Source organism: Pseudomonas sp. ICMP 10191, assembly GCF_001467335.1.
Classification (GTDB): Bacteria; Pseudomonadota; Gammaproteobacteria; order Pseudomonadales; family Pseudomonadaceae; genus Aquipseudomonas; species Aquipseudomonas cerasi.
In genome coordinates, this window is the sequence record NZ_LKGW01000102.1 from 123,919 (window position 1) to 145,360 (window position 21,442).

General features: G+C 60.3%; 24 protein-coding genes. 10 read left to right on the forward strand and 14 right to left on the reverse strand.

Annotation, left to right across the window (positions count from 1 at the left end; all coding sequences use genetic code 11):
- Positions 1 to 25: 25 nt before the first annotated feature.
- The 6 genes from hemA (at position 26) to AO388_RS09465 (ending at position 5,425) form a co-directional block, all read left to right on the forward strand.
- Positions 26 to 1,303 carry a glutamyl-tRNA reductase gene (hemA, locus tag AO388_RS09440; protein ID WP_003433718.1) on the forward strand — a complete coding sequence of 426 codons (1,278 nt, stop codon included), beginning with the start codon at positions 26 to 28 and terminating at the stop codon, positions 1,301 to 1,303.
- Positions 1,300 to 2,382, forward strand: a complete 1,083-nt coding sequence (gene prfA / locus AO388_RS09445; protein WP_003404940.1) for a peptide chain release factor 1 — start codon at positions 1,300 to 1,302, stop codon at positions 2,380 to 2,382. Before hemA ends, prfA begins: the two co-directional genes overlap by 4 nt.
- Positions 2,383 to 3,216 carry a peptide chain release factor N(5)-glutamine methyltransferase gene (gene prmC, locus AO388_RS09450; protein ID WP_003365617.1) on the forward strand — a complete coding sequence of 278 codons (834 nt, stop codon included), beginning with the start codon at positions 2,383 to 2,385 and terminating at the stop codon, positions 3,214 to 3,216.
- Positions 3,210 to 3,980: a molybdopterin-synthase adenylyltransferase MoeB gene (locus tag AO388_RS09455; protein ID WP_161428593.1), complete on the forward strand. Its 771-nt coding sequence runs from the start codon at positions 3,210 to 3,212 to the stop codon at positions 3,978 to 3,980. The genes prmC and AO388_RS09455 overlap by 7 nt, the downstream gene beginning before the upstream one ends.
- Positions 3,973 to 4,788 carry a glutamate racemase gene (gene murI / locus AO388_RS09460; protein WP_058416364.1) on the forward strand — a complete coding sequence of 272 codons (816 nt, stop codon included), beginning with the start codon at positions 3,973 to 3,975 and terminating at the stop codon, positions 4,786 to 4,788. The genes AO388_RS09455 and murI overlap by 8 nt, the downstream gene beginning before the upstream one ends.
- Positions 4,789 to 4,906: 118 nt before the next feature.
- The gene (locus AO388_RS09465; RefSeq protein WP_002552154.1) at positions 4,907 to 5,425 is read left to right on the forward strand and encodes an acyloxyacyl hydrolase; all 519 of its coding nucleotides are present in this window, start codon (positions 4,907 to 4,909) and stop codon (positions 5,423 to 5,425) included.
- A 378-nt stretch (positions 5,426 to 5,803) separates the two neighbouring features.
- Here AO388_RS09465 and AO388_RS26775 read toward each other — a convergent pair whose 3' ends face one another.
- The 12 genes from AO388_RS26775 to AO388_RS09525 form a co-directional block, all read right to left on the reverse strand.
- The gene (locus AO388_RS26775) at positions 5,804 to 6,163 is read right to left on the reverse strand and encodes a YkgJ family cysteine cluster protein (RefSeq protein WP_044309893.1); all 360 of its coding nucleotides are present in this window, start codon (positions 6,161 to 6,163) and stop codon (positions 5,804 to 5,806) included.
- Positions 6,118 to 6,627 (reverse strand): DUF2878 domain-containing protein, encoded by a 510-nt coding sequence (locus AO388_RS09475; protein WP_003365611.1) that lies wholly within the window; start codon positions 6,625 to 6,627, stop codon positions 6,118 to 6,120. The genes AO388_RS26775 and AO388_RS09475 overlap by 46 nt, the downstream gene beginning before the upstream one ends.
- Positions 6,620 to 7,888, reverse strand: a complete 1,269-nt coding sequence (locus AO388_RS09480; protein WP_058416365.1) for an SAM-dependent methyltransferase — start codon at positions 7,886 to 7,888, stop codon at positions 6,620 to 6,622. Before AO388_RS09480 ends, AO388_RS09475 begins: the two co-directional genes overlap by 8 nt.
- Positions 7,875 to 8,675 (reverse strand): DUF1365 domain-containing protein, encoded by an 801-nt coding sequence (locus AO388_RS09485; RefSeq protein ID WP_003433714.1) that lies wholly within the window; start codon positions 8,673 to 8,675, stop codon positions 7,875 to 7,877. Before AO388_RS09485 ends, AO388_RS09480 begins: the two co-directional genes overlap by 14 nt.
- Positions 8,672 to 9,919, reverse strand: a complete 1,248-nt coding sequence (locus AO388_RS09490) for an NAD(P)/FAD-dependent oxidoreductase (protein ID WP_046719923.1) — start codon at positions 9,917 to 9,919, stop codon at positions 8,672 to 8,674. The genes AO388_RS09485 and AO388_RS09490 overlap by 4 nt, the downstream gene beginning before the upstream one ends.
- Positions 9,916 to 10,704: an SDR family NAD(P)-dependent oxidoreductase gene (locus AO388_RS09495; protein ID WP_003433712.1), complete on the reverse strand. Its 789-nt coding sequence runs from the start codon at positions 10,702 to 10,704 to the stop codon at positions 9,916 to 9,918. The genes AO388_RS09490 and AO388_RS09495 overlap by 4 nt, the downstream gene beginning before the upstream one ends.
- A complete protein-coding gene (locus AO388_RS09500) occupies positions 10,701 to 11,123 on the reverse strand; it encodes a nuclear transport factor 2 family protein (RefSeq protein ID WP_003433711.1) in 423 nt (140 codons plus the stop codon). The genes AO388_RS09495 and AO388_RS09500 overlap by 4 nt, the downstream gene beginning before the upstream one ends.
- On the reverse strand, positions 11,116 to 12,564 hold the full coding sequence (phrB, locus tag AO388_RS09505) for a deoxyribodipyrimidine photo-lyase (protein ID WP_058416366.1): 1,449 nt from the start codon (positions 12,562 to 12,564) through the stop codon (positions 11,116 to 11,118). The genes AO388_RS09500 and phrB overlap by 8 nt, the downstream gene beginning before the upstream one ends.
- A gap of 9 nt (positions 12,565 to 12,573) precedes the next feature.
- Positions 12,574 to 13,476 (reverse strand): MerR family transcriptional regulator, encoded by a 903-nt coding sequence (locus AO388_RS09510; protein ID WP_044309899.1) that lies wholly within the window; start codon positions 13,474 to 13,476, stop codon positions 12,574 to 12,576.
- Between the two features lie 3 nt (positions 13,477 to 13,479).
- Entirely contained in the window at positions 13,480 to 14,442 is a 963-nt protein-coding gene (locus AO388_RS09515; RefSeq protein WP_058416367.1) for a YbgA family protein, read from the reverse strand.
- A 107-nt stretch (positions 14,443 to 14,549) separates the two neighbouring features.
- On the reverse strand, positions 14,550 to 14,765 hold the full coding sequence (locus tag AO388_RS09520) for a TIGR02450 family Trp-rich protein (RefSeq protein ID WP_002552164.1): 216 nt from the start codon (positions 14,763 to 14,765) through the stop codon (positions 14,550 to 14,552).
- A complete protein-coding gene (locus tag AO388_RS09525) occupies positions 14,762 to 15,748 on the reverse strand; it encodes an NAD(P)/FAD-dependent oxidoreductase (RefSeq protein ID WP_003365592.1) in 987 nt (328 codons plus the stop codon). The genes AO388_RS09520 and AO388_RS09525 overlap by 4 nt, the downstream gene beginning before the upstream one ends.
- Before the next feature lie 288 nt (positions 15,749 to 16,036).
- Here AO388_RS09525 and AO388_RS09530 point away from each other — a divergent pair, with 288 nt between their 5' ends.
- Positions 16,037 to 16,939 (forward strand): TIGR01777 family oxidoreductase, encoded by a 903-nt coding sequence (locus AO388_RS09530; RefSeq protein ID WP_058416368.1) that lies wholly within the window; start codon positions 16,037 to 16,039, stop codon positions 16,937 to 16,939.
- A 27-nt stretch (positions 16,940 to 16,966) separates the two neighbouring features.
- Positions 16,967 to 17,989, forward strand: coding sequence for a ferrochelatase (gene hemH / locus AO388_RS09535; RefSeq protein WP_024661430.1), 1,023 nt, complete (start codon positions 16,967 to 16,969; stop codon positions 17,987 to 17,989).
- Between the two features lie 196 nt (positions 17,990 to 18,185).
- Here the strand turns inward: hemH and AO388_RS09540 are convergent, their stop codons facing one another.
- Both AO388_RS09540 and upp read right to left on the reverse strand, forming a co-directional pair.
- Positions 18,186 to 19,463, reverse strand: coding sequence for a uracil-xanthine permease family protein (locus tag AO388_RS09540; protein ID WP_003365584.1), 1,278 nt, complete (start codon positions 19,461 to 19,463; stop codon positions 18,186 to 18,188).
- Positions 19,464 to 19,467: 4 nt separating this feature from the next.
- On the reverse strand, positions 19,468 to 20,106 hold the full coding sequence (upp, locus tag AO388_RS09545) for a uracil phosphoribosyltransferase (protein WP_003365583.1): 639 nt from the start codon (positions 20,104 to 20,106) through the stop codon (positions 19,468 to 19,470).
- A 207-nt stretch (positions 20,107 to 20,313) separates the two neighbouring features.
- Here upp and AO388_RS09550 point away from each other — a divergent pair, with 207 nt between their 5' ends.
- Both AO388_RS09550 and AO388_RS09555 read left to right on the forward strand, forming a co-directional pair.
- The gene (locus AO388_RS09550; RefSeq protein WP_003433705.1) at positions 20,314 to 20,871 is read left to right on the forward strand and encodes a hypoxanthine-guanine phosphoribosyltransferase; all 558 of its coding nucleotides are present in this window, start codon (positions 20,314 to 20,316) and stop codon (positions 20,869 to 20,871) included.
- Between the two features lie 66 nt (positions 20,872 to 20,937).
- The gene (locus AO388_RS09555) at positions 20,938 to 21,441 is read left to right on the forward strand and encodes a hypothetical protein (RefSeq protein ID WP_003365577.1); all 504 of its coding nucleotides are present in this window, start codon (positions 20,938 to 20,940) and stop codon (positions 21,439 to 21,441) included.
- Position 21,442: the final 1 nt, after the last annotated feature.

Sequence of the window (21,442 nt, forward strand, 5' to 3'; positions counted from 1 at the left end):
TTCACGTCACCACCTGCGACCCTGAATGGCCTTCCTTGCACTCGGTATCAACCATAAGACCGCCTCGGTCGACGTTCGCGAGCGTGTGGCATTTACCCCGGAACAGCTGGTCGAGGCATTGCAGCAGCTCTGCCAACTGACGGAAAGCCGAGAGGCTGCGATCCTCTCGACCTGCAACCGCAGCGAGTTGTACATCGAACACGAGCACCTCGGCGCGGACAGTATTCTTGCCTGGCTCGCCGATTATCATCACCTCAGTCTTGAAGAACTGCGTGCCAGTGCTTACGTGCACGAAGATGACGCTGCCGTGCGGCACATGATGCGTGTCGCCTCGGGGCTCGATTCGCTGGTGCTCGGCGAGCCGCAGATTCTCGGCCAGATGAAGTCCGCGTACGCGGTTGCCCGCGAAGCCGGCACGGTCGGGCCATTGCTCGGTCGACTGTTCCAGGCGACGTTCAGCGCCGCCAAACAGGTGCGCACCGACACCGCCATCGGCGAGAACCCGGTCTCTGTGGCCTTTGCCGCAGTCAGCCTGGCGAAACAGATTTTCAGTGACCTGCAACGCAGCCAGGCCTTGTTGATCGGTGCAGGCGAGACCATTACGCTGGTCGCCCGGCATCTGCATGATCTGGGCGTCAAGCGTATCGTGGTCGCCAACCGTACGCTGGAACGCGCCAGCATGCTCGCCGCCGAGTTCGGCGCGCACGCGGTGCTGCTGTCGGACATCCCGGCGGAACTGGTCAACAGCGACATCGTGATCAGCTCGACGGCCAGTCAGTTGCCGATTCTGGGCAAGGGCGCCGTGGAAAGTGCGCTGAAGCTGCGCAAGCACAAACCGATTTTCATGGTCGATATCGCCGTACCGCGGGATATCGAGCCTGAAGTCGGCGAGCTGGACGATGTTTACCTGTACAGCGTTGATGACCTGCATGAAGTGGTGGCAGAGAACCTCAAGAGCCGTCAGGGCGCGGCGCTGGCCGCCGAGCAACTGGTCAGCGTGGGTGCCGAGGACTTCATGTCGCGCCTGCGCGAACTGGCCGCAGTCGATGTGCTGCGTGCCTATCGTCAACAAAGCGAACGGCTGCGTGACGAAGAGCTGAGCAAGGCGCAACGTATGCTGGCCAACGGCAGCAATGCCGAGGACGTACTGATCCAGCTGGCGCGTGGCCTGACCAACAAATTGCTGCATGCACCGAGCGTGCAGCTCAAGAAGCTGTCTGCCGAAGGTCGCGTCGATGCGCTGGCCATGGCCCAGGAACTATTTGCCCTCGGTGAGGGCTCGACGGATAAAACCCCGCAATGAAAGCTTCACTGCTCAATAAGCTGGATGTGCTCAGCGACCGTTTCGAGGAACTGACCGCGCTGCTCGGCGACGCGGAAGTCATCAGCGATCAGACACGCTTTCGCGCCTATTCCCGTGAATACGCTGAAGTGGAGCCGGTCGTTGCGCTCTACGCGCAGTTGCTCAGGGTGCAGGGTGACCTGGAGGGCGCACAGGCGCTGCTCAAGGACAGCGATCCGGACATGCGTGAAATGGCCGTCGAGGAAGTTCGCGAAACCAAGCAGCAACTGGTCGAGCTGGAAGCGCAATTGCAGCGCATGCTGTTGCCCAAGGACCCGAACGACGGTCGTAACGTGTTTCTGGAAATCCGCGCGGGCACCGGCGGCGATGAAGCGGCGATCTTCTCCGGCGACCTGTTCCGCATGTATTCGCGTTACGCCGAGCGGCGTGGCTGGCGGGTCGAGATTCTGTCCGAAAACGAAGGCGAGCATGGCGGCTATAAGGAAGTCATCGCGCGTGTCGAGGGTGACAGCGTCTATGGCAAGCTGAAATTCGAGTCCGGCGCGCACCGTGTGCAGCGTGTGCCGGAGACCGAATCCCAGGGCCGTATTCATACCTCTGCCTGTACGGTGGCGGTGTTGCCGGAGCCTGACGAGCAGCAGGCGATCGAGATCAACCCTGCCGACCTGCGGGTCGACACCTATCGTTCTTCGGGTGCCGGTGGTCAGCACGTCAACAAGACCGACTCGGCGATCCGCATTACCCACTTGCCGTCGGGTATTGTCGTCGAGTGTCAGGAAGAGCGTTCGCAGCACAAGAACAGAGCCCGGGCAATGTCCTGGCTATCTGCCAAACTGAATGATCAGCAGACCAGCGCGGCGGCCAATGCCATCGCCAGCGAACGCAAGCTGCTGGTAGGCTCGGGCGATCGTTCCGAGCGCATACGTACGTATAATTTCCCTCAGGGGCGAGTGACGGATCACCGCGTGAACCTGACTTTGTATTCGCTGGATGAAGTTCTGGCGGGCGGGGTCGATGCAGTGATAGAGCCGCTACTCGCTGAATATCAGGCTGATCAACTTGCGGCACTGGGTGAGTAAATGACCATCATCGCAAGTGTACTCAGAAGCGCCGAGCTTCCCGATTCACCGACTGCACGCCTTGATGCCGAGTTGCTGCTCGCGGCAGCGCTGGGCAAACCGCGCAGTTTTCTGCACACCTGGCCCGAGCGCATCGTCAGCACCGAAGCCGCGGTGGCATTCGCCGGTTACATGGAGCGCCGCCGCAAGGGCGAGCCGGTCGCTTACATTCTCGGCCAGCAGGGCTTCTGGAAGCTTGATCTGGAAGTCGCGCCGCACACGTTGATCCCGCGTCCCGAGACCGAAATGCTGGTCGAGGCCGCTCTGGAACTGGTGCCTGCCTTCGCACCCGCTCAGGTGCTGGACCTCGGCACCGGCACCGGCGCGATTGCGCTGGCGCTGGCCAACGAACGCCAGCAATGGAAGGTCACCGCGGTTGACCGTGTGCCAGAGGCCGTCGCCCTGGCCGAACGCAACCGGCAGCGCTTGCAACTGAATAACGCTGAAGTCTTCGAAAGTCACTGGTTCAGTGGCCTGCAAGGTCGACAGTTCGACCTGATCATCAGCAATCCGCCGTACATCTCCGACGCCGATCCGCATCTGTCGGCTGGTGACGTGCGTTTTGAGCCGAGCAGTGCGCTGGTGGCCGGTTCCGACGGGCTGGATGACTTGCGCACGATCATCGAACAGGCGCCTGCACACCTCAACGCGGATGGCTGGCTGCTGCTGGAACACGGCTACGATCAGGGGCCTGCGGTGCGTGAACTGCTGATTCGCGAGGGCTTCGAGCGTATTCAGACGCGCCGTGATCTGGGCGAGCATGAGCGCATCACGTTCGGATGCAAGCCGTGCTGAGTGACCAGGAGCTGCTGCGCTATAGTCGCCAGATTCTGCTGCAACACGTCGATATCGACGGCCAGCTAAGACTCAAGCAAAGTCGTGCGCTGATCGTGGGCGTCGGCGGGCTTGGCTCGCCGGTGGCCCTGTATCTGGCCGCCGCAGGGGTTGGTGAGCTGCATCTGGCGGATTTCGATCACGTCGACCTGACCAACCTGCAACGCCAGATCATCCACGACACTCAGAGCATCGGGCAGGCCAAGGTGAATTCGGCCATCGCCCGGCTCAGCGCGATCAATCCCGAGATCACCCTTGTCGCTCATCGCGCAGCGCTGGATACCGACTCACTGGACGCGGCGGTGCAGGCTGTCGATCTGGTGCTGGATTGCTCGGATAATTTCGCCACCCGCGAAGCGGTCAATGCCGCCTGTGTCGCCGCCGGCAAGCCGTTGGTCAGCGGAGCGGCGATCCGGCTCGAAGGGCAGTTGTCGGTGTTCGATCCGCGTCGTGCGGACAGCCCTTGTTACCATTGTCTGTACGGGCATGGCAGCGAAGCCGAGCTGACCTGCAGCGAGGCGGGTGTCATCGGGCCGCTGGTCGGTCTGGTTGGCAGCCTGCAGGCGCTGGAAGCATTGAAGCTGCTGGCCGGTTTTGGCGAACCCATGGTTGGTCGACTGTTATTGATCGACGCCTTGAGCACGCGTTTTCGTGAACTGAAGGTCAAGCGAGACCCGGCGTGCAGCGTCTGTGGTCCGGCCAGCGTGCAGGGCGAGCATGCTTGACGTTCATATGAGCCATGGCAGCGATGCGCCGGTCGGAATCTTTGATTCCGGGGTCGGCGGTCTGTCAGTGCTCAATGAAGTCCGTCAGCTGCTGCCCAGCGAGTCGCTGCTGTATATGGCGGACTGCGGGCACATTCCCTACGGCGAAAAGACTCCCGAATTCATCATCGAGCGGTGCCTGACGATTGCCGGTTTTTTCCGCGAGCAGGGCGCCAAGGCGCTGGTCGTCGCCTGCAACACGGCCACGGCAGCAGGTGTGTCGCACATACGTCAGCGCTACCCGGACTGGCCGATTGTCGGCATGGAGCCAGCGGTCAAACCGGCTGCCGAGGCGACCCGCAGCGGTGTCGTCGGTGTGCTGGCGACCACCGGAACGCTACAAAGCGCCCGCTTTGCGGCCTTGCTGGACCGTTTTGCCAATGATGTGCGGGTCGTGACCCAGCCGTGCCCCGGGCTGGTCGAACTGATCGAAACCGGCGATCTGGTCAGCCCGCAAATCCGTCAGTTGCTGCAGCACTATGTAGAGCCGCTACTGGCAGCGCGCTGCGACACGATCATTCTGGGCTGCACGCACTACCCGTTCCTCAAGCCATTGCTGCGCGAAATGCTCCCCGAATCGGTCACCCTGATCGACACCGGAGCCGCAGTGGCGCGACAGCTGCAGCGTCTTTTGGCACGGTCCGGCCTGCTTGCCAGTGGTGTCGCACGCGACACTGTGTATTGGTCTAGTGACATACCGGACAATTTCAGAAAAATCCTACCTTTTTTGTCGCAAAACGTCGGCGATGTGAGAAGCTTCCGTTTGTAAAAAAAACGTGAAAAAAGGCGCTTTTGGGGTGAACTAACGTCGCCTCCGCGGCTTCTATAAAAGCGGCTGATGAATTCCAACACTTTTCGTACAATTTAATATATTTAGGACGTTTCTCATGAAGAGACTCTTTTGCCTGGCCGTGATTGCGGCCGCTTTGGCAGGGCAAGCTTCAATCGCGCAGGCTGATGGTGTTGAGTTTTCGGTCGGTCAGACCGGCGAGTCGACCATGACTTATCGTCTGGGCGTGCAGTTCGATTGGGATAAAACCTGGCTGCAAAGCGACATCGGCCGTTTGACCGGCTACTGGGATGGCGCTTACACCTATTGGGATGGCAAGGACTACAAGGATAACCACAGCTTGTCGTTCTCCCCGGTTCTGGTCTACGAATTCGGCAACGGCAACGTTAAGCCATACGTAGAAGCCGGTATCGGCGTCTCGGTGTTCTCCAACACCCAGGTTGAAGACCGCAAGTTCGGTTCTGCCTTCAACTTCGAAGACCGTATCGGTTTTGGTCTGCGCTTCGCGGGCGGGCATGAAGTCGGTATCCGTGCGACCCACTACTCCAACGCCGGCATCAAAGAGCCGAACGACGGTATAGAAAGCTACGCACTGCACTACAAGATGCCGTTCTGATTTGACTGGCATTCGTGCCAACGCTTCGCTACAGCACAACGTAATGCCCTGCCCAAAGCCATTGCGCATAAAATGCTTTTTTATCGCGATGGCACTGACAACGCAGAGTGCGACGTTAGTGACGGCTGAGTTCTGGCGCTGATCCGGGGGATGCGAGGCAGAACGCCGAGCAAGCCGCACCGGGCCAAGGATGGCCCGTTGCGGCGNAGGCTTTGGTTACTTTGGCCTTATCAAAGTAACTCGCCGAGGGGCGAAAAGGTGACCTGAGTCGGGCACCAATTCACCTGATGTCGAAGAACCGCCGTGTGACGCGGAGCGTCACGAAATGCATTACCACGCGGAGCGTGGGAACGATAGTTATCAACCAGGCAACACTGATCAAAGATAAGCCGTCGCAATCCCTTTGCGTTCATTCAGGCAATCTTCCGCACCCGCTTCGAATTCACGACAGATCAACGGGCGTTTCTCGTAGATCGTACACATCATCGTGTTGCGATCCAGCGCAGCGCACCAGCCGTCATCCAGACGCAACATGACCTCGCCACCCCACTCATCGGTATCGATGTAACGCTCAGGCACGCCCGTATCGGTGATCAGCATCACTTCCAGTTGGCAGCAGCAGGCTGCGCAGGTCGAACACGTGACTGCGGGTTCTTCGCCGTGGATCTCTGCGAGCGGAATGAGTGTAGCGTTCAGAGCGGTTCTCCCGAGTGTCTGGCGGCGCGGGCTGCCAGCCATTGCAGCAGGGGAAATACACCCGCCCAGACCAGGCCCAGCACCAGCATGCCTGGCCACACTCCAAGGGGAAGATGGACCTGTGCGAGTTGCGAGCCGGCATAGTACGACATCGGGCCGCCAATAGCGCCCAGCACGACTGCGCGCCATAGTGGCTTCGCCGTCCAGGCCAGGCAATGATTGAGCGTGGTGCCCAGCACCGCCCACAACAGCGCCAGCCACAGCGGCAAGAGATAGCCGCCCGTGCCGAAATCAAAAACGCCGAGTGTCATCAAGGCACTGTCCAGCACGATACCGATCAAGGTCACGGTCAGAATCAGCCGGCCTTCGGCTGCCCATGAGCTGATCCACATAAAATGCACCGCCAGAACGCCGATGGCGATCAGTAGCCAGAAGCTGTTGCCGCCCAGTACGCAGGCGAACCAGCCGATCTGAAACAACAGCGCATTGGCGATGGATTTAAGCATTGAAGCGCCCAAGCAAGGGTTCGCGCAGCGCTTCGGGCTTGGCGAGCAGCAGTTGCGCGGTGCCAATGGTCCGCTCCAGGAAGCCGCCTTCGCAGTAGCACAGGTAAAACTCCCACAGGCGCAGGAAATGCTCGTCGTAACCCAGCTCAGCGAGTTTGCCGTGAGCGTTTTTGAAGTTGTCGTGCCACAGGCGCAGGGTGCGTGCGTAGTGCAAGCCGAAATCTTCCATGTGCAGCAGGTTCATGTCGGTATCGCTGCCGACGATGTCGAGCATCTTCGCCACCGAGGGCAGGGCGCCACCGGGGAAAATGTAACGCTGGATGAAGTCCACATTGCGTTTGGCCTGTGCGTAACGCTGCTCGCGGATGGTGATCGCCTGCAACAGCATCATGCCGTTGCTTTTCAGCAGGTCCGCGCATTGCTTGAAGTACGTGGGCAGAAAGCGATGGCCGACCGCTTCGATCATCTCGATGGACACCAGCTTGTCATACTCACCGGTCAGGTCACGGTAGTCGGTCAGCAGCAGCGTCACGCGATCCTGCAGGCCCAGTTCGATCAGCCGTCGCTCGGTGTAGGCGAACTGTTCTTTGGACAGGGTCGTGGTGGTCACCTGGCAGCCGTAGTGCTGCGCAGCGTAAATAGCCATGCTGCCCCAGCCGGTGCCGATTTCCAGCAGGTGATCGGTGGGTTTCAAGGCAAGTTTCTGGCAGATACGCTCAAGCTTGTTCAACTGCGCCTGTTCCAGCGTGTCGTCTTCGCTGAGGAACTGCGCGGCCGAATACATCATCGTCGGGTCGAGAAACTGCTCGAACAGGGTGTTGCCCAGGTCGTAGTGGGCCGCGATGTTTTTCTGCGAGCCTTCGCGCGTGTTGCGGTTGAGCCAGTGCAGCGCATGAATCAGCGGGCGGGTCAGGCGTGCCATTCCGCCCTCCATCGCATCCAGCACATCCAGATTGCTGACAAACACCCGGACCACCGCCGTCAGGTCTGGTGTCGTCCAGTAGCCATGAATGAAGGCCTCACCCGCACCGATGGAACCGTTGCTGGCGACCATGCCCCAGGCTGCCGAATCGAGAATGTGGATTTCAGCCTGAATCAGTGCGCCGTTCTTGCCGAACACATGGCGCTCACCCCGTTCGATTACTACCAACTGGCCGTTACGCAGTCCTGCGAGTTGCCTCAGCACGCCTCGACGCAAGAGGTTGGCAGTCAAACCATTGGTGCCCAGATTGGCAGAAAAACTACTGCTACTGCTTTTCATGGAGTGAGTCCTTGGATTGCGCGGCGGCAGCACGGTACTCGCCGTCAGCGGCCTGATGGGAAAAGATGGGTATGCGTTTGACCAGCAGGCGCATGGCCTGCCAATAAATGGCCAGACAGGTTTTCGCGGTCATCCATGGATAAGCGATCAGATAGCGGTGCAGCGTCTTGCGGTTCAGATTCTGGCGGGTCAGATTGAGCGTGGCGTCGAACATCTTCAGCTCGCCTTGCCAGTCAGCCATGTGTACACCGATCCGTTCGGCGGGCTGGCTGAAGCTCATGCGGTATTCGAGATCACGTGGCAGGAACGGGGAAACATGAAAGGCCTTTGCCACGGCAAAATGCTGATGGCCTTCACCGGTGGCGGGCAGCACGTAGCTGTAGCGCTCGCCCCACGGGGTATTGGTGACTTCACACAGAATGCCGGCCAGTGTGCCGTCGGCCTCATGGCAGTAGAAAAAACTCACCGGGTTGAACGACAGGCCCCAACTGCGTGCCTGGGTCAGCAGGCAGACGCGACCCGACGGAATGCGGCCCAACGCTTTGCCGACCCGCTCGCGGACCGCCTGGATGAGCGTCAGCCCTTGCCCGGTCAGCTCTGGCAGATAGTCTCGCTCACGAAACGAGAACGGCGCAAAACGCCCCCGACCTGCCAGTGGGGAAAGCCCCAGCACGCTGTCCTGCTCATCCAGATCCAGATAGAGCAGGCCTATCCGATAGGTGAACTCATGGGCGCGCGGTGCAAACCGCCGGTGGCTGATCCAGCCACTGTAGAGGGCGCTGTTCACAGCGTTTCACCAAAGGCCTGGGCGACACGCAGGCCGCTGACCACGCCGTCTTCGTGAAAACCGTTGGCCCAGTAAGCGCCGCAGTACCAGGTGTGATCGACCCCATTGATTTCCTCCCAGCGCGCCTGTGCAGCGATCGCACCGAGGCTGTACTGCGGATGGGCATAGCGGTAGCGGCCAAGGATTTTGGCCGGGTCGATGGCGACAGTCTGGTTGAGGCTGACGCAGAACGTCGTGTCGCTCTCGATCCCTTGCAGAATGTTCATGTCATAGGTAACGGCGGCCGACTGCTGTTCGCCGCCGCCCAAGCGGTAGTTCCAGCTCGCCCAGGCCAGTTTGCGCTCGGGCAGCAGTCGCGTGTCGGTATGCAGTACCACATCGTTTTCGGCATAGCGCAGGGCGCCGAGAATCGACTGCTCGGCACTCGATGGCTGCGCCAGCAGGGCCAGGGCCTGATCGCTGTGGCAGGCAAACACCACCTTGTCGAAACGTTCGCTGCCCATGGCGCTGTGCAGCGTCACACCTTCGCTGTCACGCTCGACACGTGTGACCGGGCACGACAGACGAATGCGCTCGCGGAACGAGGCTGTCAGCGGTTCCACATAACTTCTGGAGCCGCCCTGAATCACGCACCATTGCGGGCGGTGGGTGACCGAGAGCAGACCGTGATTCTTGAAAAAACGCACGAAGAACTGCAACGGGAAGCCGAGCATGTCGGCCAGCGACATCGACCAGATCGCCGCGCCCATAGGCACGATGTAATGATCGATGAAGCGCTGGCCATAACCGCCGGTCTTCAGGTATTCGCCCAGCGTGGTGTCCGCTGCGATGCGCTGGTTTTCCAGATCATCGACCGATTGGCGATTGAAACGCAGGATATCGCGCAGCATGCCCCAGAACCGTGGCGACAGCAGATTGCTGCGCTGGGCGAACAGGCTGTTGAGGTTGTTGCCGTTATATTCCACGCCGGTGCGCGGATCATGCACCGAAAAGCTCATTTCGGCGGGCTTGAAGCCGACACCCAGCTGGCTTAGCAGGCGAATGAAATTGGGGTAGGTCCAGTCGTTGAAGACAATGAAACCGGTGTCAATGGCGTAGGCGCGGCCCTCGACCTGCACGTCCACCGTGTGAGTGTGCCCGCCGATCCAGTCCGAAGACTCGAACACGGTCACCTCATGCGCGCGGTTGAGCAGGTAGGCACTGGTCAGGCCAGCGATCCCGCTGCCAATGACTGCGATCTTCATTGCGCGTCCTTATTCGACGATTCGTTGCGCGCCATGCGTTTGCCGAGGGCCAGTCGGGCGCGTGCCGGGAGCAGGGCCAGCAAGCTCATGCTGAAGATGAACAACGCCGGAAAGGCGATATCCAAGGGGCGTTTGTTGCGCCCCAGTTTGCTGGCGATATGTTTGGCGGCCTTCTCGACCGGCCAGCGCATCGGCATGGGGAAATCGTTTTTCTGCGTCAGCGGCGTGTCGACGAATCCAGGGCTGACCACCGTCACGTCGATGTTTTCGCTGGCCAGATCCAGACGCAGGGCTTCTAGTAGATAACGCAGGCCGGCCTTCGACGCGCCGTAGGCCTCGGCGCGGGGCAGCGCCAGGTAGGTCACCGCACTGGCGACGCCGACCAGATGCGGCTGATGACCTTTGCGCAACAGCGGCAACGCGTGCTCGATGCAGTAACTGCTGGCCAGCAGGTTGGTGCGCACCACACGTTCGACCATGGCCGCTTCAAACTGCCGGGCATCGATGTATTCGCAGGTGCCCGCGTTGAAGATGGCGGTGTCCAGGGCTCCCCATTGCTGCGCGATATCGCCGGCAATCGCCTTGACTTGCTCGGGGTCGGTGATGTCACCGGTCACCAGCAGCACCTGCGTGGGATAAACGTTCGCGAGGTTTTGCAATGGCTCAAGCGTGCGGGCGGTCAGCGCGAGCCGATGACCGGCGTTGAGCAGTTCTTTGGCCAGCGCCAGGCCAATGCCGCTGCTTGCCCCGGTCAACCAGATGCGTCGTGCAACAGGAGTGCTCATCCCAACCTCTTCTTCAACCAATGGATGACCCGACCCATGATGGGCAGATGTTCGTAGAGCAATGCACCGGCATCGAAGTAGTCCCGGTGCCGATAAACCTTGTCGCGCCACTTCAGGTGCGAACAGCCTTCTACCTGAATTGTCCGGCCGGCGGCTAGACGCGGATGCGAATAACTCATGGTCCAGACCAGATAGCCCTCGCCGGGGCGCACCTCGTCGAAGGCGTGGAAGTCGAAGTGCAGGTCCTGGACGTTGGCGTACAGTTCGCCGAAATAGCGGCGCATGGCGGCAAGGCCGTGGATATCGTGCATCGGGTCGCTGAACGACACGTCTTCGCTGTACAGCTCGGCAACCTGGTCAAGGTTGTCCTTGTTCAGCGCGGCAAAACCTTCGGCGAAGCGATGCAGGAAATCAGCCATGTTCGACTCCTGCGGCCGGCTGTCGAGCCGGTAGGGCCTTGAACGCTGCCAGGGCGCGGGCGCGGCTTTTGCTCAGGTCGACGATGGGTTTCGGGTAGTCAGCCGCGCCAAACAGGTCACCGATTAACGACGGGTCATGAATCTGCTTCTTATTCAGATCCGCCAGTTCCGGCAGCCAGCGTTTGATGAAAACGCCTTCGGGGTCGAAGCGTTCCGACTGCGACAACGGATTGAAAATACGGAAGTAGGGCGCCGAGTCGGTGCCGGTGGACGAGCTCCACTGCCAGCCACCATTGTTCGACGCCAGGTCGCCATCGATCAGGTGGCGCATGAAAAAGCGCTCGCCCTCGCGCCAGTCGATCAGCAGGTTTTTGGTGAGAAACATCGCAACGACCATCCTTAGCCGATTGTGCATCCATCCGGTTTCCAGCAACTGGCGCATCGCTGCGTCAATGATCGGCAGCCCGGTGCGCGCTTCTTGCCAGGCGCGCAGCTCTTCGGGGGCATCGCGCCACTTCAACGCCTCGGTTTCCGGGCGAAAGGCGCGATGACGCGAGACGCGCGGGTAGCCGACCAGCGTGTGTTTATAGAACTCTCGCCATAATAGCTCGTTGATCCAGGTCACGGTGCCCACGTTGCCGGTCTCGAACTCGCCCTGATTGCTGGCCAGGGCCGCGTGCAGGCACTGGCGCGGCGAAATCACCCCGGCCGCCAGATAGGCCGACAGCTGGCTGGTGCCGGGCTTGGCCGGAAAATCTCGTTCGTCCTTGTAGTAGCTGATCTGCTCGTCGGCGAACGCGTCCATGCGCCTTCTGGCTTCCGCCTCACCGGCTGGCCACAGGTCACGCAACGCTTTCGCTGGCGTGGCAAAGCCCTTGACCTGATCGGGAATCGGATCGCTTTTTATCGACTGTGCCGGCTGCGCTTTCGGGGTGCGCACCGGGTGCGGCATGGCCTCGTGCAGTCGGGTGTAGCAGACCTTCTTGAACTGGGTGAATACCTGAAAATAGTTGCCGGTCTTGGTCAGGATGCTGCCGGGCTTGAATAACAGCTGATCGAGATAGCTGTTGAAGTGCACACCGGCTTTTTCCATCGCCTTCTGCACTGCCTGGTCGCGACGGGTCTCGTTGATGCCGTATTCCTGATTGAGGTGCAGGCCCTCGACCTTGAACTGTGTGCACAGCTTTGCCAGCACTTCAGGCGCCTGGTCCCAGGTGTCCGCCTCGCGGATCAGCAAGGGAACATTCAACTCGCCCAGCGCTTTCTCGAGCTCGACCAGGTTGCGCAGCCAGAAGTCGACCTTGCAGTCGGCATCGTCATGGATGCGCCACTGCGCGGGACTGAGCAGGTAGACCGCCAGCGTCGGACCGCGCTCCATGGCGGCGGTCAGGGCAGTGTTGTCTTGAGCGCGCAGGTCGCTGCGCAGCCAGATCAGTTGCATGAGAAGTCCTTAGATAAGTCCGAGCTTGCCCAGCTCGATCTGAGCGCTGAGTACGTCATGGGCAAGGGTCAGTCCAGATATCTCGTTGGCCTGTACGAGCAACTCGGCATTATGGATCTGCACCGTTGGTCCGCCCAGCACGACAGGGCAGGTGATATTGGCCAGCAATCGTGGCAGCTGGGTCACGTTCAGCGACTTGCTGGAATACAGCAATATGCCGCGTGGCTTGAGGTATTCGGCTGCCAGCGCCAGCTCGCCGACCGGCAATGGCCAGTCGAACACCTCGACCGGGCAATCGGCGCTGCTCACCAGCCAGGCCGCGAGCCACAGATGCGGCTCCAGCGGCAGATCGGACTGATTGACCAGCAGCAACGGGCTGCCATTGAGCTGACGGTTGTTGTGATAGATGCGCGCGCCGAACTTGCTGCGCAGCCAGGAGTAGAAAAACGTGCGCTCCAGTTGTGCGCCGAACTTGCCTTGCCAGCGCCGTTCCAGTTCGGCCAGCAGCGGCAGCAGCAACTGTTCACACAGTGTGCGCGGCGGGTACAGCGACATCGCCTGATTGAACACGTCATCGACCCGGCGTTCGGCCAGCTCGCCGATCGCGACCAGCAAGGTCTGACGCAATGCGTCCCAGTCGTTGGTCGGCGGCAGAGCGTCCTGGCGATTGTCATCGATCAGGCCCTTGACCTGACTGACCGACACGCCACGGTTGAGCCAGGTCAGAATCTTCATGACGCGCTGCACATGCTCGTCCGAATACAGCCGATGACCTTTGGCGGTGCGGTGCGGGACAATCAGTCCGTAACGCCGCTCCCAGGCGCGCAGGGTGACGGCGTTGACGCCTGTCTGTCGTGCGACCTCGCGGATCGGCAGCCAGTCGCCCGGCACGTCTGTGTCTGTTTCATTCATGAGTCAAATCGCATTGCGCAGGCTGAGGTTTTCCGGGTGGGGCTGCATGTACACCTGCAGTGCCACATAGGGGTCCGGATGTTGGCGAAAATGATGCTTGAGCAGCGTCAGCGGCACGATCAGTGGCACGATGCCCTGGTGATACTGGGCGATGACCTGCTGGATTTCCTGCTTGTCCTCGCTGGTAATGGTTTGTTTCAAATAACCGCACAGGTGTTGCAGGACGTTGGTGTGCGTACTGCGCGTGGCGCACTTTTTCAAGGCCGCCATCAGTTGGCTGAAGTACAACGGCGCGATTTCGTTCGGGTCGGTGCGGCCCATGCTGCCGAGCATCTTGCCCAGCGCCTTGTACTGCACCGGATCGTTGGCCATCAGCTGGTATTTATAGCGCGAGTGGAATTCGGTCAGGGCGCGCCGGGTGATGCCTTCCTTCAACAGCTGTTTCCAGGCGGCATAGGCAAACACGCGGGTGACGAAATTTTCGCGCAGCACCGCATCGTTGAGCCGGCCGTCTTCCTCAACGGGCAGATCGGGATGACGTTCGCAGAAGGCCTGCGCATAGATCCCGCGACCACCGCCATCGACCGGAGCGCCGTTTTCGCGGTAGACCTTGACGCGCTCCAGACCGCAGGAAGGGGATTTCTGCATGAAGATGTAACCGCATATATCGCCCAGCTCATCGGCCATCTGTATGCCGTAATCCGCCAATGCCTCGGTAACGTCCAGGTCACGATTGACCGTGCCGAGCGCCTTTGGATTTTCTGCGTCGCCTACCAGCCTGATCGGCTCGCGGGGGATGCCCATGCCGATAGCGACTTCGGGGCACGCCTGGACGAAATCGAAATACTTGCTCAGCGCCTGCGTACACAGATGAGATTCCTTGTGTCCGCCATTGAAGCGAACCTCGGCACCCATCAGGCAGGCACTGATGCCGAGTTTGGGTTTTTCGATTACGGACGTCGCCATCAGTCACCTCTACAGAAGACTTGTACAGATAGTTCGTGCTGTACAACTTGTCTTCATCATAGGGGTGTAACTGTACAAGTCAAATTCTTTGTAGAGGGCGGTAAAAGCTACTTCCAGCCCATTCGCCAGGTATCCGCCTGTTGCAACACCTGCCACGGCAGCCGCTCGCTGCGCTGGGTCAGCACAGCCTGCAGTTCGATTTCCAGCACAGTGCCTTCTTCGTCCTTGAACAGCTCGGTGACCAGGAAGTGCTTTTCCCGGTTGAGCGGGGTGGCGGCTGTCCATTTCGACAGCAGCAGCTTGCGCGGGTTGATCTGATTCATTGCACATGCTCCAGCAGTCGGCGCGCTGCTTCCTGGCCACTCAGCCATGCGCCTTCCACGCGCCCGGACAGGCACCAGTCGCCACAGACATAAATGCCCAGATCTGCGTCCGACAAGGCGCCCCATTCGTGAGAGCCGGCAGGCCGTGCGTACAGCCAGCGGTGGGCGAGGCTGAACACTGGCGGGGGCATGGTGCAATCGATCAATTCCGCGAATGCACCGTGCAACTGTTCGGTGACCTGTTCTCTGGAAGCGTCGAGATTCTGCCTGCTCCACTGGCTGGTGGCGTGCAGCACCCAGGTATCGAGCGTGGCGTCGCGACCAGGTTTGCTGCGGTCGCGGGCCAGCCAGTCCAGCGGGCTGTCCTGCACGAAGCAACCCTGCATGGGCGTTTGCAACGGGGTTTCGAAGGCCAGCGCCACGGCCCAGGTCGGGTCCATCTTCACGCCTGCCACGACGCTGGCCAGTTTCGGCGCAGCAGCCAGCAGGGCAGTGGCCTGAGGGGCCGGGGTGGCGATGATCACATGGCTGAAAGGGCCGTGGCTTTCGCCTTCTGCATCCAGCAGGTTCCAGTGTTGTTCGCCACGGAACACTTCAGTGATGCGACACGAGAACGACACCGGCAGATCGCCGCGCATCGCCCGGGTAATGGCGCTCATGCCAGGCGTGCCGACCCAGCGCACCTGCTCGTCCGGAGAGGGGCTGAGCCTGCCGCCATGAAAGTTATAGAGCGAGGGTGTCCACTCGGCGACGTGACCCTGGGTTTGCCACTGCTTGACTGCGGTGGCAAAGCGTCGGTCACGGGCGGTGAAATACTGTGCCCCCATGTCCAGCGAACCTGCGTCGCTGCGCTTGCTGGACATACGACCGCCGCTGCCGCGGCTCTTGTCGAAAAGGTGCACTTGATGCCCGGCGGATGTCAGCGCCTGGGCTGCGGAGAGTCCGGCGATACCGGTACCGATGATTGCGATAGGGACAGTCATAGGGGCCTCGTTACCTTGTCTGTACAGACTACGCCGTAGTTAAAACCTGTACAATCTTCTTGTTTGGTATAACTTGCAGTGGTTTTAGAATTTAGCGGTTGAGTCACATTGCCACTGGCAAGGTCGAACGGTTCAGCGACTCGGGCAAAGGCCTCGAGGCTGCGTTTCATTCTGCTGTGGCCTATGGTTCAGCTGACAGTTTCGTTTTCCGGACCAGCGTCACGGACAGCGTCACTGGTAAAAATAAGACTACCCAATTGTCACCTACGCCACGCGAGGTTATCTGCCATGCACATATTGCTGACCGGTGGTACTGGTTTGATAGGACGAGCGCTCTGCCGTTTCTGGTCTGCTCAAGGCCATGAATTGACGGTATTGAGCCGAAAACCCGCCGACGTCGTCGAGCTGTGCGGCCCTTCGGTGCGTGGCATTGCCAGCCTTGATGAGCTGGGTACGCAGCCGGTGGATGCAATTATCAACCTGGCGGGCGCGCCCATTGCGGATCGTCCGTGGACCCGCAAGCGCCGCCTGTTGCTGTGGGAAAGTCGCGTCGGCCTGACCGAGCAACTGCTGAAATGGCTGGGCACTCGCGAGCAAAAACCTGCGCTGATGATTTCCGGCTCTGCAGTCGGCTGGTATGGCGACAGTGGCGAGCGCGAGATCGACGAAACCTCGCTGCCTGCCAAGGAAGACTTTGCCAGCCAGCTGTGCAACGCCTGGGAAGAAACCGCACAACGCGCCGAGGCGCTGGGCGTGCGCGTGGTGCTGATACGCACAGGCCTGGTGCTGTCCGATCGTGCCGGTTTTCTTCAGCGTCTGTTACCTCCTTTCAAATTCGGCATGGGCGGGCCGATCGGCAATGGCAGGCAGTGGATGCCGTGGGTTCACATCCAGGATCAAATCGCCGCGATTGATTTTCTGTTGAATCTGAATGAAGCAAAGGGTCCTTATAATGTCTGTGCGCCGTCGCCGGTGCGCAATCGTCAGTTTGCCAAGGCCCTGGCCGGCACTCTGCACCGGCCGGCATTCATGCCCATGCCGGCGCTGGCCCTGAAAGTATTGCTGGGCGAGCTTTCGGTATTGCTGCTCGGTGGCCAGCGTGCTCGGCCGGAGCGTTTGCAGGAAGCTGGTTTTACATTCAAGTACACCGAACTCGACACCGCCTTGCAGGATTTGCTGGGTCGCCACTGAACGCTGTTGAAATGAATAGGATGTTGCATGACCGATCACGCTTTGTTGCTGGTCAATCTGGGTTCGCCTGCCTCTACTCAAGTGGCAGACGTGCGCAGCTATCTGAACCAGTTCCTGATGGATCCTTATGTGATCGACCTGCCATGGCCAGTGCGCAGGCTGCTGGTCTCGCTGATTCTGATCAAGCGGCCCGAGCAGTCCGCACACGCCTATGCGTCCATCTGGTGGGATGAAGGTTCGCCCCTGGTGGTGCTGAGCAAGCGTCTGCAGCAGGCGATGAAAAAGGAGTGGTCGCACGGGCCGGTCGAACTGGCCATGCGTTATGGCGAGCCGTCCATCGAAACCGTGCTGACGCGGCTGGCAGAGCAGGGCTTCAAAAAAGTCACCCTGGCGCCGCTGTATCCGCAGTTCGCCGACAGCACGGTGACCACGGTCATTGAAGAAGCCAAACGCGTGGTGCGCGCCAAATCGTTGAAGATGCAGTTCTCGGTTCTGCAGCCGTTCTACGATCAGCCCGAGTACCTGAGTGCACTGGTGGAAAGCGTGCGGCCGCATCTGGAGCAACCTTATGACCATTTGCTGCTGAGCTTCCACGGTCTGCCCGAGCGGCACCTGCACAAGCTCGACCCGACCGGCAAGCATTGCCTGAAGGACGACTGCTGCATGACCGCACCCGCCGAAGTGCTCGCCACCTGCTATCGCGCGCAGTGCATACAATCGGCGGCGGCGTTCGCCAAGCGTATGGGCATTCCTGACGGTAAGTGGTCGGTGTCGTTCCAGTCACGTCTGGGGCGCGCCAAGTGGATCGAACCCTACACCGAAGCGCATCTGGATGAACTGGCGGCGAAAGGTGTCAGGAAGCTGCTGGTCATGTGCCCGGCGTTCGTCGCTGATTGCATCGAGACACTGGAAGAGATCGGTGACCGCGGTGCCGAGCAGTTCAAGGAAGCGGGGGGAGAGGAACTGATCCTGATCCCTTGCCTGAACGACGACCCCAACTGGGCGAAAGAGCTGAACAGGCTGTGCGAGCGTGCGCCGTTGATGTTGTGATGCGCTGAACCGCGGAGCATGGGCACGATAGTGTTCTTCCAGACGCTTATCGTTTCTCACGCTCCAGTGTGGGAATGCCCTGGGTGACGCTCCGCGTCACAAATCTGCGCCGCACCCCATGTTCAGGACAGGACGCAGAGCGTCCAGAACTGCATGCCAACGCGGAGCATTGGCACGATAGTCAAGAAGTGAAGCGTCAAGGCAACTGATCATCCAGTTGCTTGTTCTTCCAGCTGTCATTGCCCGGCAGGATCAGGTTCAGGGCGATGGCGGTCACGGCGCACAGGGCAATGCCTTTCAGGCCGAAATCGTTCGGTCCGTTGCCGGTGCCGATCAATACGCCGCCGATCCCGAACACCAGCGTGACCGAGACAATCACCAGATTGCGCGCTTCGGCCAGGTCGATCTTGTGGCGGATCAGGGTGTTCATGCCCACTGCGGCAATCGAACCGAACAGCAGGCACAGAATGCCGCCCATTACCGGGACTGGAATGCTCTGCAGCAGCGCCCCGAATTTGCCGATGAACGCCAGGATGATGGCAAAGAACGACGCCCAGATCATGATCTGCGGGTTGTAGTTCTTGGTCAGCATCACCGCGCCAGTCACTTCGGCGTAGGTGGTATTGGGCGGGCCGCCGAACAGGCCGGCAGCGGTGGTGGCGATGCCGTCGCCGAACAGCGTGCGGTGCAGGCCCGGCTTTTTCAGGTAGTCGCGTCCGGTCACGCTGCCGACTGCAATCACCCCGCCGATGTGTTCGATGGCCGGTGCCAGGGCGACCGGGACAATGAACAGAATCGCCTGCCAGTTGAATTCCGGTGCGGTGAAGTGCGGCAAGGCCAGCCAGGCGGCGTCAGCGATCTTTTTGGTATCGACCACACCAAAGTAGAACGACAGCGCGAAGCCCACCAGCACGCCGGAGATGATCGGCACCAGACGGAAAATGCCTTTGCCGAACACCGCCACAATCAGTGTGGTCAGCAAGGCCGGCATCGAAATCAGCATGGCGGTCTGATAAGGAATCAACTGCACGCCATCGCCGGACTTGCCCATCGCCATGTTGGCTGCAATCGGCGCCATCGCCAGACCGATCGAGATGATGACCGGCCCGATCACCACAGGAGGCAGCAGGCGGTCGATGAAACCGGTGCCCTTGATCTTCACGGCCAGACCGAGAAAGGTGTACACAAAGCCTGCCGCCATGACACCGCCCATGGTCGCGGCCAGACCGAACTGGCCCTTGGCGAGGATGATCGGGGTGATGAAGGCAAAGCTCGAGGCCAGAAAGACCGGCACCTGACGCCCGGTGACGATCTGGAACAACAGCGTGCCCAGGCCTGCGGTGAACAGTGCCACGTTCGGATCGAGCCCGGTGATCAGCGGCATCAGGACCAGCGCGCCAAAGGCCACGAACAGCATTTGCGCGCCGGATAGAATCGTGCGCCACAGTGGATCGTTGAACTCCTGCTGCGTCATCGGGTTACGCGTCCTTCTGCTTGGTGCCGAAAATCTTGTCACCGGCATCGCCCAGGCCCGGAATGATGTAGCCGTGTTCGTTAAGACGCTCGTCGATGGAGGCGGTGTAGATCATCACATCCGGGTGCGCTTGCTCTACGGCAGCGATACCTTCGGGCGCCGCGACCAGAACCATGGCGCGGATTTCCTTGCAGCCAGCCTTCTTCAGCAGGTCAATGGTGGCGACCATCGAGCTGCCGGTGGCCAGCATCGGGTCGATGATCATCGCTAGGCGCTCGTCGATTTCCGGGACCAGTTTTTCCAGGTAAGTGTGTGCCTGCAGGGTTTCTTCGTTGCGGGCCACGCCGACCGCGCTGACCTTGGCACCTGGGATCAGGCTGAGCACGCCGTCCAGCATGCCGATACCGGCGCGCAGAATCGGCACGACGGTGATTTTCTTGCCTGCGATCTTCTCGACTGACACCGTACCGGCCCAGCCTTGAATGTCGTAATTTTCCAGGGTCAGGTCGGCCGTGGCTTCATAGGTCAGCAGCGCGCCGACTTCCTGAGCCAGCTCACGGAAGTTCTTGGTACTGATGTCGGCGCGGCGCATAAGGCCGAGCTTGTGGCGGATCAGCGGGTGACGGATCTCACGAATGGGCATGGGGAAAGGCTCCAGCGGGGCAAAAATCGGTCTAGGTTAATCTATTCAGCTGTTACTGTCTTAAAGCACGTGCAGTATCGTTACGAAGCTTCGACGTTCGCGGCTTTTGCAAGACACACGCAACGTTAGTCCAGAATCACTTGCTCTGGCTTGAACGGATGCGTACCTTTGCCCGCTTTTCTCAAACTGCCTTACCTGGAGAGCGTCATGTCCGCTGATCTCGAGCATATCCGTCAAGTCATGCGCGAAGCTGACTGCCTGTACACCGAGGCCGAAGTGGATGCGGCCATTGCCCGCGTCGGCGCGCAGATCAATGCCGAACTGGCCGAGCGCAATCCTGTCGTGTTCTGCGTCATGAATGGCGGCCTGATTTTCTCCGGCAAGCTGCTCACCCACCTGAACTTCCCGCTGGAAGCATCCTACCTGCACGCAACGCGTTATCGCAACGAAACCACCGGTGGTGATCTGTTCTGGAAAGCCAAGCCGGAAGTCTCGTTCATGGACCGTGACGTGCTGATCATCGACGACATCCTCGATGAAGGTCACACCCTGGGCGCCATCATCGACTTCTGCCGACACGCCGGTGCCCGCGCCGTGCACACCGCCGTGCTGATCGACAAGGACCACGACCGCAAGGCCCGTCCGGACCTGAAAGCCGACTACGTCGGCCTGCCGTGCATCGACCGCTACATCTTCGGTTTCGGTATGGACTACAAAGGCTACTGGCGTAACGCTGCCGGTATCTATGCGGTCAAAGGGATGTAAGGCATTCTGACGGCCGCTTCTGCGAACAGGGGCGGTCGTCGATTCGCAATTATATGGAAACCCTCAATGAAGCTACTGATTCCCGGCGCCGTGGCGTTGGTGCTGTTGTCTGGTCTGGCAGTTGCCGCACCTGCTGCGCCGGTTTCGGCCAGCCCCATGCACGATCAATACCTGCCGCCTGACGACCTGAGCCTGCGCGAAGGTGTGCCCGAGCAGCAACAGTTGATGCGTGTCACCGAATACACCATCGTTGCCGGTAACCAGCGGCAGTCGAGTCAGCAGCCGATTCCGGTCACCTCGCCCTTGTCGCTGCGCCTCAAGGGCAAGTCGCTGAACAAGGGCGCGTCCATCTCCCAGGTGCTCGTGCACTTCGATGGCGGTGATAGCAAAAGCCTTAAAAAGCCGACCTATGATGAGCCGTCGCGCACCTTGACGCTTTATTACCCGCTGTCCCAATACCGTGTGCTGGTGGACTTGCTGCGCAACGAGAAGGTCTATTGCCAGTTCCTCAGTTATGCCAACGGGCACATCTGGGCTGATCTGCACACCACCTCTGCACGTGCGCGTTGAG

What these genes read in the sequence shown, in the direction of transcription:
- hemA (WP_003433718.1), top strand. Translation starts at nt 26, where the DNA reads ATGGCCTTCCTTGCACTCGGTATCAACCATAAGACCGCCTCGGTCGAC.
- prfA (WP_003404940.1), top strand. Translation starts at nt 1,300, where the DNA reads ATGAAAGCTTCACTGCTCAATAAGCTGGATGTGCTCAGCGACCGTTTC.
- prmC (WP_003365617.1), top strand. Translation starts at nt 2,383, where the DNA reads ATGACCATCATCGCAAGTGTACTCAGAAGCGCCGAGCTTCCCGATTCA.
- murI (WP_058416364.1), top strand. Translation starts at nt 3,973, where the DNA reads ATGCTTGACGTTCATATGAGCCATGGCAGCGATGCGCCGGTCGGAATC.
- AO388_RS09465 (WP_002552154.1), top strand. Translation starts at nt 4,907, where the DNA reads ATGAAGAGACTCTTTTGCCTGGCCGTGATTGCGGCCGCTTTGGCAGGG.
- AO388_RS26775 (WP_044309893.1), bottom strand. Translation starts at nt 6,163, where the DNA reads ATGGCTGGCAGCCCGCGCCGCCAGACACTCGGGAGAACCGCTCTGAAC.
- AO388_RS09475 (WP_003365611.1), bottom strand. Translation starts at nt 6,627, where the DNA reads ATGCTTAAATCCATCGCCAATGCGCTGTTGTTTCAGATCGGCTGGTTC.
- AO388_RS09480 (WP_058416365.1), bottom strand. Translation starts at nt 7,888, where the DNA reads ATGAAAAGCAGTAGCAGTAGTTTTTCTGCCAATCTGGGCACCAATGGT.
- AO388_RS09490 (WP_046719923.1), bottom strand. Translation starts at nt 9,919, where the DNA reads ATGAAGATCGCAGTCATTGGCAGCGGGATCGCTGGCCTGACCAGTGCC.
- AO388_RS09495 (WP_003433712.1), bottom strand. Translation starts at nt 10,704, where the DNA reads ATGAGCACTCCTGTTGCACGACGCATCTGGTTGACCGGGGCAAGCAGC.
- AO388_RS09500 (WP_003433711.1), bottom strand. Translation starts at nt 11,123, where the DNA reads ATGGCTGATTTCCTGCATCGCTTCGCCGAAGGTTTTGCCGCGCTGAAC.
- phrB (WP_058416366.1), bottom strand. Translation starts at nt 12,564, where the DNA reads ATGCAACTGATCTGGCTGCGCAGCGACCTGCGCGCTCAAGACAACACT.
- AO388_RS09510 (WP_044309899.1), bottom strand. Translation starts at nt 13,476, where the DNA reads ATGAATGAAACAGACACAGACGTGCCGGGCGACTGGCTGCCGATCCGC.
- AO388_RS09515 (WP_058416367.1), bottom strand. Translation starts at nt 14,442, where the DNA reads ATGGCGACGTCCGTAATCGAAAAACCCAAACTCGGCATCAGTGCCTGC.
- AO388_RS09520 (WP_002552164.1), bottom strand. Translation starts at nt 14,765, where the DNA reads ATGAATCAGATCAACCCGCGCAAGCTGCTGCTGTCGAAATGGACAGCC.
- AO388_RS09525 (WP_003365592.1), bottom strand. Translation starts at nt 15,748, where the DNA reads ATGACTGTCCCTATCGCAATCATCGGTACCGGTATCGCCGGACTCTCC.
- AO388_RS09530 (WP_058416368.1), top strand. Translation starts at nt 16,037, where the DNA reads ATGCACATATTGCTGACCGGTGGTACTGGTTTGATAGGACGAGCGCTC.
- hemH (WP_024661430.1), top strand. Translation starts at nt 16,967, where the DNA reads ATGACCGATCACGCTTTGTTGCTGGTCAATCTGGGTTCGCCTGCCTCT.
- AO388_RS09540 (WP_003365584.1), bottom strand. Translation starts at nt 19,463, where the DNA reads ATGACGCAGCAGGAGTTCAACGATCCACTGTGGCGCACGATTCTATCC.
- upp (WP_003365583.1), bottom strand. Translation starts at nt 20,106, where the DNA reads ATGCCCATTCGTGAGATCCGTCACCCGCTGATCCGCCACAAGCTCGGC.
- AO388_RS09550 (WP_003433705.1), top strand. Translation starts at nt 20,314, where the DNA reads ATGTCCGCTGATCTCGAGCATATCCGTCAAGTCATGCGCGAAGCTGAC.
- AO388_RS09555 (WP_003365577.1), top strand. Translation starts at nt 20,938, where the DNA reads ATGAAGCTACTGATTCCCGGCGCCGTGGCGTTGGTGCTGTTGTCTGGT.